This window comes from Pseudomonas sp. BB438 (assembly GCF_057180225.1).
This window is the reverse complement of the sequence record NZ_CM170001.1, coordinates 4158472-4173275: the sequence shown is the minus strand read 5'-3', so window position 1 is coordinate 4173275 and position 14804 is coordinate 4158472. Positions and strand designations below refer to the sequence as shown.

The window sequence follows — 14804 nt, the reverse complement described above, 5'->3', positions numbered from 1 at the left end:
TCTTTGTATGGGAGGCGCCTGGCACGAGGGCTTGCAGCATGGCCGTACCCTCAGCGCCGGACGAACAGGGCGACCACCGCGCTGCACACGCAGGCCGTGGTGACCACGATGAAGATCAGGGAAGTATTGCCGGTCGTATCCAGCATGCGACCGATCAGGGGTTCGGCCAGACCCGCAAAGAGGTAAGAGGAGAAGTTCATGATCCCGGTGGCGGTGCCGGCGCGGCGTGCGCCGACCAGGTCCGGGCAGAGCGCCCAGAAGCTCGACGCCGGGCCGTAGACGAAGAATCCGCAAAGGAACAGTGCGAGCAGGCCGACACCGCTGTGCGCCGGCAGGCTCCACATCCACAGGCTGGTGAGGGCGCCCAGCACCATGTAGAGCATGATCGCGCGGTAGCGCTTGCTGCCGAACAGGCGGTCGGAGACCCAGCCGTTGCTCAGCGCGCCGACGGCCATGCCGACCGGCAGGGCGATGGTGATCCACTTCGGGTCGATGAAGCTCTGGCCCTTCTGCCAGTCGGCGCCGAGGAAGTGCACCGGCACCCAGACGATCAGCCCGTAGCGCGCAGCGTTCTGGAAGCCCAGCGACAGCGCCGCCACCAGCAGGCGCGGGTTCTTCAGCACGGCGAGGTAGCGTTGCGTCGAGGTTTCTTCCTCGCCGTGGGCGGCCTCGCTGGCGCGGTCCTCGGCGTTCGCCACGCCGGTGTCGGCGAGCGGTTCGAAGCCCATGTCCTGCGGGCGCTCACGGGCCACCAGGTAGAACACGATGCCGCCGGCGAGCATCAGCAGCACCGGCAGGCGGAAGATCCAGCGCCACTCCAGGTGCATGACGTCGATCACCACCACCGAGGTGACGTAGGACAGCACCGACGCGCAGCCGGCGGCGAACACATAGAAGCCGTAGACCTTGCCGCGCTCGGCGGCGCTCCACCAGTTCGACAGCAGGCGGCTGCCCGGCGCCCAGCCCAGGGCCTGGAAATAGCCATTGATGCCCCACGGCAGGATCAGGCTGCCGAAGCCGCCGGCGAAGCTGGTGACCCAGTTGGCCGCGCAGGACAGCGCTGCGCCCAGGCTCATGATGCGCCGGCCGCCGAACTTGTCGGCGAGGTTGCCATTGATGGCCTGGCCGATGGCGTACATCCACAGCATCGCGCTGGAGGCCCAGCCGAGGGTTTCCTTGCTCAGGCCGAACTCGGCCTGGATGCCGGGAATGGCGAAGCCGAAGGTCTGGCGACCGGTATAGAAGAACAGGTAGCAGAACATCGCGGCGAGCAGCATGCGCCACTGGGCGGCGCGGAACGGGGTGACGGCGGAGACTGGCCCCGACAGGGTTTGGGCACGGTTCATGGCGTTTTCCTTCTTGTTCGCTCGCGCCGGCGCAAGGCTCGGCGTGTCGGCACTCTTCTTCGGTGCGATAGGTTTTCGGTGCAACAGGAGGAGGCGGCCACCGGGGCCGCCCGGTGACGGACGGCGTCAGGCGGCCTGCGAGCCGATGAAGTTGCGTCCGCGGGCACCCTGCATGGCGAAGTCGATCATCGCTTCGGCTTCCGTGGCCGTCACGCCGTAGTCGCCGAACTCGGTCTTGACCCCGAGCCGATGGAGGAATTCACGCAGGCGCTTCTGCGCGCCGGCCAGGTCGCTGCCGAACACTCGTTGCAGGGTGCGGTCGCGATCGGCGTCGCGGCCCCAGGCCAGGCCCAGGACCAGCGGCAGGGTGAAGGAGCAGGCGATGCCGTGCGGCAGGCCGTGGCGCAGGGTCATCTCGTAGGAGATGGAGTGGGCCAGCGCGGTCTTGGTGTTGGAGAAGGCCATGCCGGCCTTCAGTGCGGCCAGCGCCATGCGCGAGCGCAGTTCGCGGTTGGCCAGGTCCTGCTGCAGGCGCGGCAGGCAGTCGAGGATGTCCTCGATGGCGGAGAGGGCGAAGGTGTCGGAGATCGGGTTGGCGTTGTGGTTCCAGATCGATTCCAGCGCGTGGGACAGCGCGTCCAGCCCGGTGGAAACCGTCACGCCGGCGGGCACGCTGAGCATCAGGTCCGGGTCGATCAGCGCGACCTTGGGCCAGGTACAGTCCAGGTGCAGGGAGTACTTCTTCTGCTGTTGCGCGTCCCAGAGGGTGGCCCAGGGCGTGACTTCGCTGCCGGTGCCGGCGGTGGTCGGCGCGGCGATCAGTGTCTTGTGCCGCGCCGGGACGAAGGGCTTGCCGGCGGCCAGCAGGTCGAGCAGTTCGTCGAAGCGCCCGGACGCGGTGCCGACGATCAGCGCCTTGGCAGTGTCGATGGCGCTGCCGCCGCCGAGGGCGAAGACGGTGCTGCAGTCCGCTGCTTCGCGCCAGAAGCGCTCGTGCACATCGCGCAGCCAGGCTACGTCGGGGTTGGGCTGCACGTTGTCGATGACATAGCCGAGGCGCTCGCCGAGCAGGCCGCGGACGCGGTCGATCAACCCCAGTTGCGCGGCTTCGGGGAAGGTTACCAGGGCGACCTTGCCTTCGCAGAGGTCGGCGATGCGGTCCAGGCTGCCGCCGCCGAAAACGGTGGCGACCGGATTATGGAATCGGGCAGGCATGGGCAGTTCCTTGTTGTTGTTTGAACGTGCGGCCATGCTCGGGGCCTCGTCGGTTTCGTTCCAATCGATTGATTGCAGGTGGGCATCGGCCAGACCGATAACGGCGGGTGCGGGCATCGTGCATGAACTCCGGGCGTGAGCCTGCCCGGCGCGCGCCCGGAAGGCGCACGCGGCAGGAAGTTGGGGCGGAAGGGCGAGCGGTTGGGGACGGGGCGGTCAGTGCCGCCCGTTACCCTGGATGGCGTGGCGCAGGCGGTTGGAGAGCAGGTCGGCGAGCACCACCATGACGGTGATGACGACGATGCAGGTGGCCGTCTCCTGGTACTTGAACAGTTTCAGGCTGCTGACCAGTTCGAAGCCCAGGCCGCCGGCGCCGACCATGCCGAGCACGGTGGCCGAGCGCAGGTTGACCTCGAAGCGGTAGAGCACCACGGCGATCCACGCGGTGATCACCTGCGGCAGCACGCCGAAGACGATCACCTGCAGCGGCCGAGCGCCGGTCGCCTGCAGTGCTTCGAGGGGGCCCTGGTTGATTTCCTCGATGCTCTCGGCGAAGAACTTGCCGAGCATGCCCACGCCGTGCAGCGCCAGGGCCAGCACGCCAGGGAAGGGGCCCAGGCCTACGGCGGAAACGAACACCAGGGCAAGGATCAGTTCGTTGATGCTGCGGATGACGTTGAGCAACTGGCGTGTGGCGAGGTACAGCCAGCGGTTGCCGTGCAGGTTGCGCGCGGCGAGGAAGCCCAGCGGCACGGCCAGCACGATGCCCAGCAGGGTGCCCCAGAGGGCGATCTGCAAGGTCTCCAGCGCCGGGCCCCAGAGGCTCGGCAGGATGCTCATGTCCGGCGGCAGCGAGCGGCTGAGGAAGTCGCCGATCTGCGGCAGGCCGCTGGCCAGTTCGCTCCAGCTCAGCTGCGCGCCCGCGGCGCTCCAGTGCAGCAGGTAGAGCACCGCCAGCACGGCGGCGCCGGTGGTCAGCCAGCCGCGCTTGCTCTGTGGTGTGTCGACCATCCACTGGTGGCTGCGCAGGTTCATGCTCCGGCTCCTGTTTCGCTGGCGTAGACCGCGCGGGCGGCCGCCTGGTAGGCGGTTGCCTCGCTGTTCGGGCGTTGCGGGTAGATACGCTGCAGGGCGGCGTCATCCAGTTGCTCGCGGCCGCCGTCGAACACCAGGCGGCCGTTGGCCAGGCCGACGATGCGGTCGCCGAATTCCCGCGCCAGGTCCACCTGGTGCAGGTTGCACACCACGGTGATGCCCAGGGTGCGGGTGGCCTCGCGCAAGTAGTGCATGATCAGCTGCGCGGTCTTCGGGTCGAGACTGGCCACCGGTTCGTCGGCAAGGATCACCTGCGGCCGCTGGGCCAGCGCGCGGGCAATGCCCACGCGTTGCATCTGCCCGCCGGAGAGCGAATCGGTGCGCGCCTCGGCCTTGTGCTCCAGCTCCACCCGGCGCAGGCATTCGCGGGCCAGGGCGACGTCGTCGCGGCTGAACAGCTGCAGCACCGAGGCGAGGGTGCCGACGCAGCCCAGGCGCCCGGTCAGTACGTTCTTGAGCACCGACAGGCGTGGCACCACGTTGTGGTGCTGGAAGATCATCGCCACCCGCCGGCGCAGCTCGCGGGTATCGCGCGCCTGCATGGCGTCGACGCCGGCCACTTGCAGCTCGCCGCCATCGGCCTCGGCCAGGCGGTTCATGCAGCGCAGCAGGGTGGACTTGCCGGCGCCGGACTGACCGAGGATCACCACGAACTCGCCGGCCTCGATGCGCAGGTCGATCCCGCGCAGCACCGGGTTTTCGCCGTAGCCCTTGGTCAGTTGGGCGACACGGATCATTTCAGGCTCCGCAGGTCGAGATCGAGCACCTTGGCGGTGTCGCGCACGACGTTGTAGGCAGCGTCGTCGGTGGGCTGGAAGCCATTGAGCAGGCCCTGGTCGCCCCACGGCACATCCTTGATCGAGGCGAACGCGGCGACCAGTTTCTTCTGCAGTTCCGGGTCGAGGTTCTTGCGCCAGACCATGGGCGACTCGGGGATGTCGTCGGACTTCCACACGACCTGGAGATCGTCCTGCTGCACCTGGCCCGAGCTGATGGCGCCGGCGAGGATGCGGTCGGCGACGGCGGCGGCATCCACCTTGCGGTTCGCCACGGCGAGGATGCTGGCGTCGTGGGAGCCGGAGAAGATCACCCGCGAGAACAGCGTCTTCGGGTCATGGCCCGACTGTTCCAGACCGGCCTTGGGGAACAGATGGCCGGAGGCGGAGCTGGGGTCGACGAAGGCGAAGGTGTGGCCCTTGAGGTCGTCCAGGCTGCGGATGCCGCTGTCCTTACGGGCGATGATCAGGCTGTGGTAGGCGCTGGTGCCGGTCTTCCTGGTCACCGCCACGGCGAAGGCGTGGGCGCCGGCGACCTTGTTCGCCAGGACGTAGGAGAACGGGCCGAGGTAGGCAACGTCGAGCTTGCCGGCGCGCAGCGCTTCGATCACGCCATTGTAGTCGGTGGCCACGAAGGGCTTCACCGGCATGCCCAGGCGTTCCTGCAGCTGGTCGAGCACCAGCTGGCTGCTCTTGATCATGGCCTGGGAATCCTCGGAGGGGATCAGGCCGACGGTGAGGGCGTCCTGTGCCTGGGCGGTCGGCAGCAGGGCGGCGGTGAAGGCGAGCGGCAGCACGGCGAAGCGGAACAGTCTGGTCAGCGAAGTCATGGCGTTACCCGGAGGTTGTGTTCGGTAGCGCCAACGCTAGGGCTGTCATGTGACAGTCACGCCATCAAATCAATATGGGTTAACGCACTAATCCATTGATAGGAGCTATGGATGTCCACTGCCCGCCTGCGTACCTTCCTCGCCGTGGCCCGCCATGCCAGCTTCAGCGGCGGAGCGCGGGCCATCGGCCTCAGCCAGCCGACCGCGACCACCCAGATCCAGGGCCTGGAGCGCGAGTTCAACGTCGAGCTGTTCCACCGCCGTGGCCGACGCATCGAGTTGACCGCCGTGGGCCGGGCGCTGCTGCCCATCGCCCAGCAGATGTCGATGCTCGAATCCGAGGCGACCAACCTGCTGCGTGACTCCGGACAGCTCAACCGTGGCCAGCTGAAGGTCGGCGCCGTGGGGCCGTTCCATGTGATCGAGATGGTCGACCTGTACCGCCGCGACTACCCGCAGATCGATGTGTCGATCCGCATCGGCAACTCCGCCTCGGTGCTGGCCGACCTGGAAAACTACGTCACCGACGTCGGCGTGCTCGCCGGCCTGCATGACGACCCGGCGTTTGTCGCGCAGCTGTACGCGCGGCACCCGGTGATCCTCTTCGCCCACGTCGACCACCCGTTCGCGCGCCACGCCGAGGTACGCCTGCAAGCCCTGCAGGGGCAGCCGCTGCTGCGCCGCGAGCAGGGTTCGACCACCCGCGTAGCGCTGGAACGCGAACTGGACAAGGCCGACGTCACGCCGCGCATCGCCATGGAAATCGGCAGCCGCGAGGCCCTGCGCGAGGCGGCAATCCGCGGCATCGGCATCGGCGTGGTGTCCGAGGCGGAGTACATCGCCGACCCGCGCCTGAAGGCGATCCGCATCAGCGGCGACCCGGTGTGCACCGAGACCTACCTGTACTACCTCGCCGAGCGCCGCAGCAGCCAGGTGATCGCCTCCTTCCTGCGCTCGCTCGCGCCATAGCACAGCTGCCGGCACTGGCGTAAGGCTTGTCCTGCGGGGCGGGGCGCGGGTTATCCTGCGGCCCCGTCGTTGTCACGAGGCTGTCATGTCGTCCGCTACCGCGCCTGCCCTGCAGCGAGCCGACCGAGATTCGCGCAACTCCGCCCAGGTGCTCAGCCTGTGCCTGCCCAGCGACGTGCTGCTGTACCTGCTGCTGCCGATGTACGCAGCGGATTTCGGCGTGACCCTGGTGGAAGCGGGCATCCTGCTGGCGGCCAACCGGCTGGTGCGCATCGTCGGCTACGGCTGGGTGGTGCGCTTCTACGGCCGCCATGGCGACCGCGCCGCGTGCAGCCTCGCGGCCTTCGCGGCGGCGGCCTGTGCGCTGGGCAACGCGACCCTTTCCGGCTTCGCCGCGCTGCTGGTGCTGCGGCTGGTCTGGGGTCTGTGCTTTGCCACGTTCAACCTCAGTACCCAGACCCTCGCCACCGCCGAGGCGCAGGGTGCCGCGCGCCGCGCCGGCCGTTCGCGGGCGACGTTGTCCATCGGGCCGATGCTGTTCCTTCCGCTGGGCGCGGTGATGGCCCAGGCGGTGGGCCCGCGCAGCATCTTCTTCGTCCTCTGCGTCAGCGCCCTGTGCGGTCTCTGGCGTGCCCGCGCGCTGCCCGACAGGGGGCACGACATCCCCAGCAACAGCGGCCGCCGCCTGCGCCTGCCGGACAGCATCGCCACCTGGTCCTTCATCGAAGGCGTTACCCTCGACGGCCTGTTCATCTTCGGCCTGTCGCTCTACGCGCAGACCCACCTGGGCGGCACCGGCGTGCTGGTGGCGGGCGTGCTGATGGCGGTGCGGTACCTCAGCGAGATGCTCTTCAGCCCCTTCGGCGGGCGCCTGGCGGATCGCTTCGGCGCGCTGCGCATGCTGGTGGTGCTGTCGCTGGCCACCTCGCTGGCGCTGCTGATGTTCGGCAGCTACTGGCTGTTCGTCGGCGCCTTCCTGGTGCTGGTGCTGCGCGCGCTGCAACTGCCGCTGGTGGTCACGCTGGTGGCGCAGCGCAACCCGCAGGCGCGCATCCAGGCGCTGGCGGGCAACGCGGTGTGGCGCGACATCGGTGCGGGGCTCGGGCCGATCCTGGCCGGTGTTCTGCTGCCGCAGGTGCCGGCGCTCTGGGCCTATGCGGGCGCGGCGGCGATACTGGCGCTCAGTGCGCTGGGGTGTGCCTGGCGGCGCTGAGTGACTCAGGACTAATTCGTAGGGCAAGGAAGCACGGACGTGAAAGCATTGTTCATCGGTTTGACGGGGATTCTGTCGCTGGCTCAGCTGTCGCCGGCCGGGGCGGATACGCTCAACGGCAAGGCTCTCTTTACCCAACGCTGCGCCGTCTGCCACGGCGCGGATATCAAGGCGACCGGGCCCCTGGCCCACAAGAGCAGTCCGCCCACGCCCGACCTCACGACGCCCGCGTTCAAGAAGCGCCTGAGCGAGTATCCGGGCGTCATCGTGTCCTCGGTGGTGCTGCGCCCCAACGGCAGCCTGATCCCCCGGACCTTGCGTGAGAACGGCGTGAAGATACCGCCGCACGCCTGGAGCATCGACGATCTGCGCGACCTGAACCAGTACATGGTCGGGGTTATCGCCAAGAGCCGCTGAGGCTGCCCGTGGGGCACGGAAATCCGCGCGCGATGGCGGCGCCGAATGCGCGGATTGTTCAAGCGCGACTGACGGCGCGGCGGGAACACTGGCGGCTCTTTCTGACCTGGAGCTGCCCCATGCGACACCTCTACGCCCCCGCGTTCTTCTTCGGCTTCATCGGCCTGGCCCTGTACCTGGTCAGTGAAGGCGTATCGCTGGTGTGCCTGCCGGCGTTGTTGCCGTTGGCGATCCTGCTGGCCTTCCTCGCCGAGCGGTTCTGGCCCTATCGCGCAGGCTGGAACGAGGGCCACGACGACGTTGCCCGCGACCTGATTCACGCGCTGGTCAATGAGACGCTGAATGCGCTGGGCATCGCTGCGATTCCGCTGCTGGCCTTGTGGCTGCCGCACTTCGCGCTGTGGCCAAACGACTGGCCGCTGGCGCTGCAACTGCTGGCGGCGCTGCTGATCGCCGATCTCGGCATCACCCTGGTGCATTACGCCAGCCACCGTTCTGCGCTGTTGTGGCGGCTGCATGCGGTGCACCACAGCGTCACGCGCATGTATGGCTTCAACGGGCTGATGAAGCATCCGTTGCACCAGATGCTCGAAGCCCTCGGCGGAACGCTGCCGTTGCTGTTGCTGGGGATGCCGGTCGAGGTTGCGGCGCTGCTGGCGTTCGCCATCGCCATCCAGTTGCTGCTGCAGCACAGCAATGTCGACATGCGTATCGGCGCGCTGCGCCACCTGTTCGCCTGGGCGCCGCTGCATCGCTTGCACCACTTGAAGTACGGCACGGCGGGGGATGTGAACTTCGCGCTGTTCTTCAGCGTCTGGGATCGTCTGCTGGGGACTGCGCTGTACCTGCCGGACTATGTGCTGGCGGAGGATGATTTGGGGATCGGCGACCGGCCGGATTATCCCATGGCGTATCTCGATCAGTTGGCCGAGCCGTTCCGTCGTGTGGATGTGGCGCATCCGCCGGCGCCGTTGCCGGCGGAGCTTCAGCGTGCGGGAATTGGTGTGCGCGGATAACCCGGTTCGCGAGCAAGCTCGCTCCTACAGGCCAGCTCCGCAGCGACCGTTGGCGTAGGGGCGGACCTTGTTTGCGAAATCTGTCGCGGCGGAGTCCGTCCTCAACGGATGCATCGATTGGCAGGCGTCAATTGTAGGAGCGCGCCATGCGCGCGATCGCGGGCATGGCCCGCTCCTACAGGGGAACTCCGGCGCTGGATTCAGCCCAGCAGTCGTAGCCTCAACTGGCGCAATGTCAGGTCAGCCCGAATCCCGAACTGACTGCGGACACTCCGCGAGAAATGCGCGGAGTCGGCGAAGCCTGCTGCGATGGCGGCGCTGGTCAGGCTGTCGCCGGCCATGGCCAGTCGCAGCGCCTGGCGCAGCCGCTGCCAGAGCACCAGCCGGCGCACCGACAGCCCCAGCGTGCCGCTGAACAACCGCTCCAGCTGGCTCAGCGAGAGCGACGCTGCTTCGGCCAGCGCCTGGGCGGGCAGGGCGCCATCGTCCAGTGCGCGGATGCGTTGCAGGGCCTTCGCCAGGCGCGGGTCGAGCTCGCGGCGCGGCAGCTCGCACAGCCCCGCTGCGAGGTTTTGCAGGTCTGGCCCGGCCTGCCGGCAGAGTCGCTCAAGATCGCCCAGTTCGAAGGCGAGCGGCTCGGCGAACAGGGTGACGGCGCGCTGGTCGCTGTCGCTGATCGCGTGGCGCTGGTTGGACGCGATCACCAGCAGTGAAGCCTGCTGCGGTTGATCGTCGACCAGCGCCGTCACTTCGCCTTCGCAGGCCATCAACAACTGGTGCGCGTAGTGGGCGTGGGCGCGTGCGTGGCCGGTGGTGCCGGCGACCAGGCAGAAGTCCGCACCGAGCCAGAGTTCGCCCTGCCAGGCCTGTTCAGTCGGCTGCATGGCGCGCCAGCCACTCTTCGCGGGTCAGCTCCCAGGTTTCCCGTGGCAGCACGCCGCTGACGAAGTGGCCTTGGTCGCGGCTCACCAGACGCATGCCCTCGCGTTCGGAGATGCGCCGCGAACCCTGGTTGGGGACGGCCTTGGGCACCTGCATCAGCGGTTTTTCCAGCGTCTGGAACCAGAAGCGGCTGACCGCCTTGCAGGCCTCGCTCATGTAGCCGTGCCCCTGCCAGGCGGGGGCCAGCCAGAAGCCACGGTGATTGCCCGGCTGATCGAACAGCGAGATGTTGCCGATGGCGTCGTCCGGGGCGCTGGCGAGGCGGATCATCCAATGCCATTCCTCGCCACGGGCCATGGCTGGCAGCACCACGTCGCGCACATAGACCCGTGCGCCATCGGCCGGGTAGGGCCAGGGCACACGGCGGTCGAGGTAGCGCACCACGTCCCAGTGCGGGAACAGGCGCTGGATGACCTCCGCGTCGGCCAGTTCCATCGGCGTGAGCAGCAGGCGCGCGGTGCGCAGGGTGGGTGTGGGTTGGCAGTCCATGGCAGGTTCCTCGAGGCTTCCGGGACAGTCTGCCGTTCCTCGGAAAGGTAGGCCAGTGCTCCGTTCAGCCCCTGGCCTACCGGCTTCAGACCGGGCGCCCGAAAGCGGCGATGGCGAAGTCGAGGAAGCTGCGCAGCTTGGGTGTCAGGCGCCGGTCCGGGGCGTAGAGGATGTGCATCGGCGAGGTCGGCACGCTGTAGTGCGGCAGCAGTTGCACCAGCGTGCCGCTGCGCACTGCATCACCGACCAGTTCCTGCGGCTGCAGCACCACGCCCAGCCCGGCGATTGCCGCTGCCAGCAGCGGGTCACCCTGATTGATCGTCAAACGGCTTGTAATCGGTACCTCGATGCGGCCGTCCGGACCGTCGAAGGTCCAGCTGGAGCGGCCATCGGAAAAGGCGAAGCCCAGGCATTCGTGCTGGCTCAGGTCTTCCGGCGTGCAGATCGCCGGACGTCGCGCGAGGTAGGCCGGCGCGGCGCACAGGACCAGACGATAGGGTGTCAGCGGCACGGCCTTGAGGCGGTTGTCGGCCAGCTCGCCGATGCGGAACACCACGTCGTAGCCGTCGTTGATCAGGTCCACCAGTTCGTTGGACAGCGTCAGGTCCACCGACACCTGCGGGTAGCGCACCATGTACTCCAGCAGGCGCGGCGACAGGGTGCGCATGCCGAAGGTCACCGGCGCGTTGATCCGCAGGCGTCCGCTGGGCGTGCCACGGGTGACGGCGGCGAGATTCTCCGCCGCCTCCATGTCCGCCAGGATCAGCTTGGCACGCTGGTAGAAGGCCCGGCCGAAGTCGGTGAGGCTCTGCCGTCGCGTGGTGCGGTTGAGCAGCGACAGGCCCAGGTGCTGCTCGAGCATCTTCACCTGCTTGCCCACCAGTTGCGACGACATCTGCAGCTCGTCGGCCGCCGCGCTGAAGGAGCCCAGCTCCACCGCCTTGACGAAGGTGGCCATCTGTTCGAGACGGTCCATTGCAAACCCTGTGTTTCAAGTGTTCGGCCATCCTAGGTCTTTATCCGGCTTCGGCCAACGCCTAGATTTTCCCTCCATGCCGCAGACGGTCGAACATCGCTCCGCGGACTTTCTACACTCCCATTCCGGCCGGCGTTTTGGACGCAGGCCTTTGCTTGAAGAGAGGTTGCCATGGCCCGCATTGTCAGAATCCACCAATACGGTGACGCCAGTGTCCTGAAACTGGAGGCGGTGGACGTTCCCGCGCCGGCGGCGGACGAGGTGCAGATCGCCGTCAAGGCCATAGGCCTGAACCGCGCCGAAGTGATGTTCCGCAACCATGCCTACCTGCAGGAGGCCGAGTTCCCCAGCCGCCTGGGCTACGAGGCATCCGGCGTGGTGAGCGCGGTGGGCAGCGCGGTGAAGGACGTTGCGATCGGCGACGCCGTGAGCCTGATTCCGCCGCTGGATATCGCCCGCTGGGGCACCTACGGCGAAGTGGCCAACGTGCCGGCGTACCTGGTGGTGAAGCACCCGGGCAACCTCAGCTTCGAGCAGGCCGCCGCGTCCTGGATGCAGTACGTCACTGCCTGGGGTGCGCTGGTGGAACAGGCGAAGCTGTCGCAGGGCGAGTTCGTGCTGGTCACCGCGGCGTCCAGCAGCGTCGGCCTCGCAGCCTTCCAGATCGCCCGCATGGTGGGCGCCACCTCGATTGCCGTGACCCGCACCCAGGCCAAGAAGCAGGCATTGCTGGACGCTGGCGCGGATCATGTGATCGTCAGCGACGACGAGGACATCGTCGAGAAGGTGATGGCGCTGACTGGCGGGCAAGGTGCCCGCGTGGTGTTCGATCCCATCGGAGGCCCCGGCTTCGAGGCGCTCACCCAGGCCATGGCGCGTGGCGGCATCCTCCTCGAATACGGCGCACTGAGCCCGGAGCCGACGCCATTCCCGCTGTTCACCGTGCTGGGCAAGAGCCTCACGCTGAAGGGCTACCTCTACGCCGAGATCGTCGCCGACCCGGCGGCGCTGGCGCGCGCCAAGGCGTTCATCGTCGAGGGGCTGGAGTCCGGCGCACTGAGCCCGGTGATCGCGCGGACATTCACGCTGGACGAGATCCAGGACGCGCACCGCTTCCTCGAAGCCAACCAGCAGGTGGGCAAGATCGTCGTCACGGTCTGACGCGATCAGTTCGGCGGTAGCGCCTGGACGGCCCGCTCGACGGCCAGCAGCGCGCCCTCCATGTAGCCGGCCTGCTCGCCGCCGGCTTCGCTGCCGATCAGGCGCAGGCGATGTTGCGCATGGCCATCGAACAGGCCGGTCAGGTCCGGCAGGCCGTGCCAGCGTGGCGGAATCTGGTCGTCCTCGGTGGCGGTCAGCGGTTCTGCCGCCCAGTCCTGCAGGCGGTCATCGAGGGGGTGCGCGGCCGCTTCGCCGAACAGCCGGACCAGCTGCGCACGGCAGGCCGCCACGAGCGCCGGGCCATCCAGCGCCCGGCGCTGTGCGGCGCTCAGCCCGAGGAAGCCGAACAGCGCTGCGCCACCCATATGGCCGGCGTCATGCACCTCGGCCAGCGGGCCGACGCCGCTGAAGGCATCACCGGAGAGTCCTGACTCACGCCAGAACGGCCGCGCATAGCGGGCCACGTACTTGGCGTGGGAGGCCATCCAGGTCGGTACCTTGGCAAGCTGCTTTATCACATCAGCTGGCAATGCCGGGACAAACCTCAGGCGCGCCGCCAGACGTGGTGGAACGGCGAGCCAGATGGCACGAAAGTCACCCTGCATGGGGGCCGAGCCGGCAAGGTGCAGACGCGCTCCCTCGTTATCCAGTTCGATCTGTTGCAGTTCGCTCTGCAGGAAAATACGTTGCGCCGGCAAGTGCTCCGCCAGTGCCTGAACCAGGCGTTCGGTACCGCCCTCGATGCGTAGCGAGAGGTTGCCGGAGGTATAGCCGGGTCGGCGGATCGCCGGGGCGCCCCAACGTTCGACCAGCGCATCGCCGTCTTCGTACTGCGCGAAGGTTGACAGTCCCAGTTCGCCCGCCAGGGCCTGCAGGCGCGGCTGGCAGTCGGGCCAGAACCAGGTCGGACCGAGGTCGATGCCACCGGCAGGCGTCGACAGGATGCGCCCACCAAGGCGCGGACGCGCCTCGAACAGCTCCCAGTCGATACCCAGCCGTTGCAGGCGATAGGCAGCATACAGACCGGCCAGCCCGCCACCGACGATGGCGATCTTGCGCGAGGACATCAGGGCTCTCCGCTTCATGACGATGGATGACCGGGCGCCTGGCGGCGCCCGGTGCATTTTCAGGGCTTGTCGAACGCCGCCACGGCGTCGAACACCCGGGTCGTGTAGGTCAGTGCAGCCCCTGCGTTCAGTGCGATGGCCACGCCCAGCGCCTCGGCGATTTCCTCGCGGGTTGCGCCGTGCTTGAGGGCCGCCTGCACGTGGGTGGCGATGCAGCCGTCGCAGCGGGTGGTGATGGCCACCGACAGGGCGATCAGTTCGTGGACCTTGGGCGCCAGGTGCGTGGCCGGCAGGTTGCCGAGGGTGTTCAGGCCGCGCATGGCGGCCGGGGCCAGGCCGGCGAACTCGCCGACGCGCTCGATCAGGCTGGTGAAGTAGTCGTTCCAGTTCATCATGTTCGGTTCTCCTGTCATTGACGCCCGGCGGTCACGCCGCCATCCACCGGCAACACGGTGCCGGTAATCCACGACGCTTCATCGGAGGCGAGGAACAGGATCGCCGCCGCCACATCACCCGGCTGGCCGTTGCGGCCCAGTGGATGGAAGGCGTTGAAGGTCGGCAGCACCTGCTTGACCTGCTCGGCGTCCATGAAGGTGCCGTAGACGGGGGTCTCCACCACGGCCGGGGCCACGGTGTTGATGCGGATGTTCGAGCCGGCCAGTTCGATGGCCAGGTTGCGGGTCAGCGCGTGCACGCCGGCGTTGGCGGCGGAGTAGGCCGCCGACGGCGTGGCGCCGATGGCCTGGATGGCCCATAGCGAACCGGTCTGCACGATGGCGCCGCCACCGCGTTGCAGCATGGCCCTGGCGGCGGCCTGGGCCATGAAGAACTTGCCCTTGAGGATGGTGTCGAGGAAGGCGTCGTACTCCTCCGGGCTGACGTCCAGGAACGGCTTGGGCGTGAAGATGCCGGCGTTGTTGATGAGGATGTCGACGCCGCCGAACTCGCGTTGCGCCAGGTCGACCAGGGCCTGGGCGGTGGCCGGGTCGGCGATGCTGCCGGCAAGGGTGCGCACACGCTGGGCGCTGGGGTCGATCTCACGGGCTGCTTCGCTCAGCTTAACGCTGTCGCGGCCGCCGATGACGACGCTGGCGCCGGCTTCGACGAGTCGCCGCGCGACTTCCTTGCCGATACCCGAACCGCCGCCGGTGATGATCGCAACCTTGTTAGAAAAACTATTCATGGTGGGAGTCCTCGTTGTGTCTGGGAGGAAAGCTGCTGTTGATCGTCGGAGTCTGTCTGGAGATCCTGTATCTGCTATCTTTCAGGCTCCAACTGGCTCCGGCCTGGTG

Annotated in this window: 16 protein-coding genes; 5 read left to right on the top strand and 11 right to left on the bottom strand. The window is 67.9% G+C overall.

Translation table 11 applies throughout. The annotated features are described in order from the left end of the window. Positions 1 to 50 precede the first annotated feature (50 nt). The 5 genes from AC1ZV1_RS19050 to phnD form a co-directional block, all read right to left on the bottom strand. Positions 51 to 1346, bottom strand: coding sequence for an MFS transporter (locus AC1ZV1_RS19050; RefSeq protein WP_484293118.1), 1296 nt, complete (start codon positions 1344 to 1346; stop codon positions 51 to 53). 126 nt (positions 1347 to 1472) lie between these two features. After that, positions 1473 to 2561: an iron-containing alcohol dehydrogenase PsrA gene (gene psrA, locus AC1ZV1_RS19045; RefSeq protein ID WP_484297590.1), complete on the bottom strand. Its 1089-nt coding sequence runs from the start codon at positions 2559 to 2561 to the stop codon at positions 1473 to 1475. 216 nt (positions 2562 to 2777) lie between these two features. Then, a complete protein-coding gene (gene phnE, locus AC1ZV1_RS19040; RefSeq protein WP_484293117.1) occupies positions 2778 to 3596 on the bottom strand; it encodes a phosphonate ABC transporter, permease protein PhnE in 819 nt (272 codons plus the stop codon). Then, positions 3593 to 4393 carry a phosphonate ABC transporter ATP-binding protein gene (gene phnC, locus AC1ZV1_RS19035; RefSeq protein ID WP_484293116.1) on the bottom strand — a complete coding sequence of 267 codons (801 nt, stop codon included), beginning with the start codon at positions 4391 to 4393 and terminating at the stop codon, positions 3593 to 3595. The genes phnE and phnC overlap by 4 nt, the downstream gene beginning before the upstream one ends. After that, a complete protein-coding gene (phnD, locus tag AC1ZV1_RS19030) occupies positions 4390 to 5262 on the bottom strand; it encodes a phosphonate ABC transporter substrate-binding protein (RefSeq protein WP_484293115.1) in 873 nt (290 codons plus the stop codon). Before phnD ends, phnC begins: the two co-directional genes overlap by 4 nt. A gap of 111 nt (positions 5263 to 5373) precedes the next feature. On the opposite strand from phnD, the gene AC1ZV1_RS19025 reads away from it, so the two are divergent. From AC1ZV1_RS19025 to AC1ZV1_RS19010, 4 genes are all read left to right on the top strand, one after another. Continuing rightward, complete coding sequence (locus tag AC1ZV1_RS19025) at positions 5374 to 6231, top strand: LysR substrate-binding domain-containing protein (protein WP_484293114.1); 858 nt, start codon at positions 5374 to 5376, stop codon at positions 6229 to 6231. A gap of 85 nt (positions 6232 to 6316) precedes the next feature. After that, entirely contained in the window at positions 6317 to 7444 is a 1128-nt protein-coding gene (locus AC1ZV1_RS19020) for an MFS transporter (RefSeq protein ID WP_484293113.1), read from the top strand. 39 nt (positions 7445 to 7483) lie between these two features. Further along, positions 7484 to 7861: a c-type cytochrome gene (locus tag AC1ZV1_RS19015; protein WP_484293112.1), complete on the top strand. Its 378-nt coding sequence runs from the start codon at positions 7484 to 7486 to the stop codon at positions 7859 to 7861. A gap of 119 nt (positions 7862 to 7980) precedes the next feature. Then, positions 7981 to 8877 carry a sterol desaturase family protein gene (locus tag AC1ZV1_RS19010; protein ID WP_484293111.1) on the top strand — a complete coding sequence of 299 codons (897 nt, stop codon included), beginning with the start codon at positions 7981 to 7983 and terminating at the stop codon, positions 8875 to 8877. Positions 8878 to 9077: 200 nt separating this feature from the next. Here AC1ZV1_RS19010 and AC1ZV1_RS19005 read toward each other — a convergent pair whose 3' ends face one another. The 3 genes from AC1ZV1_RS19005 to AC1ZV1_RS18995 form a co-directional block, all read right to left on the bottom strand. Then, the gene (locus AC1ZV1_RS19005; RefSeq protein WP_484293110.1) at positions 9078 to 9761 is read right to left on the bottom strand and encodes a helix-turn-helix domain-containing protein; all 684 of its coding nucleotides are present in this window, start codon (positions 9759 to 9761) and stop codon (positions 9078 to 9080) included. Next, positions 9748 to 10308, bottom strand: a complete 561-nt coding sequence (locus AC1ZV1_RS19000) for a GNAT family N-acetyltransferase (RefSeq protein WP_484293109.1) — start codon at positions 10306 to 10308, stop codon at positions 9748 to 9750. Before AC1ZV1_RS19000 ends, AC1ZV1_RS19005 begins: the two co-directional genes overlap by 14 nt. Before the next feature lie 85 nt (positions 10309 to 10393). Next, positions 10394 to 11284: a LysR family transcriptional regulator gene (locus AC1ZV1_RS18995; protein WP_484293108.1), complete on the bottom strand. Its 891-nt coding sequence runs from the start codon at positions 11282 to 11284 to the stop codon at positions 10394 to 10396. A gap of 171 nt (positions 11285 to 11455) precedes the next feature. On the opposite strand from AC1ZV1_RS18995, the gene AC1ZV1_RS18990 reads away from it, so the two are divergent. After that, a complete protein-coding gene (locus tag AC1ZV1_RS18990) occupies positions 11456 to 12445 on the top strand; it encodes a zinc-dependent alcohol dehydrogenase family protein (RefSeq protein WP_484293107.1) in 990 nt (329 codons plus the stop codon). A 5-nt stretch (positions 12446 to 12450) separates the two neighbouring features. Here the strand turns inward: AC1ZV1_RS18990 and AC1ZV1_RS18985 are convergent, their stop codons facing one another. The 3 genes from AC1ZV1_RS18985 to AC1ZV1_RS18975 are packed head-to-tail and all read right to left on the bottom strand — an operon-like array spanning position 12451 to position 14695. Continuing rightward, positions 12451 to 13512: a flavin monoamine oxidase family protein gene (locus AC1ZV1_RS18985; protein ID WP_484293106.1), complete on the bottom strand. Its 1062-nt coding sequence runs from the start codon at positions 13510 to 13512 to the stop codon at positions 12451 to 12453. Positions 13513 to 13571: 59 nt separating this feature from the next. Beyond that, positions 13572 to 13907, bottom strand: coding sequence for a carboxymuconolactone decarboxylase family protein (locus tag AC1ZV1_RS18980; protein WP_484293105.1), 336 nt, complete (start codon positions 13905 to 13907; stop codon positions 13572 to 13574). Between the two features lie 14 nt (positions 13908 to 13921). Beyond that, positions 13922 to 14695 carry an SDR family NAD(P)-dependent oxidoreductase gene (locus tag AC1ZV1_RS18975; protein ID WP_484293104.1) on the bottom strand — a complete coding sequence of 258 codons (774 nt, stop codon included), beginning with the start codon at positions 14693 to 14695 and terminating at the stop codon, positions 13922 to 13924. Positions 14696 to 14804: the final 109 nt, after the last annotated feature.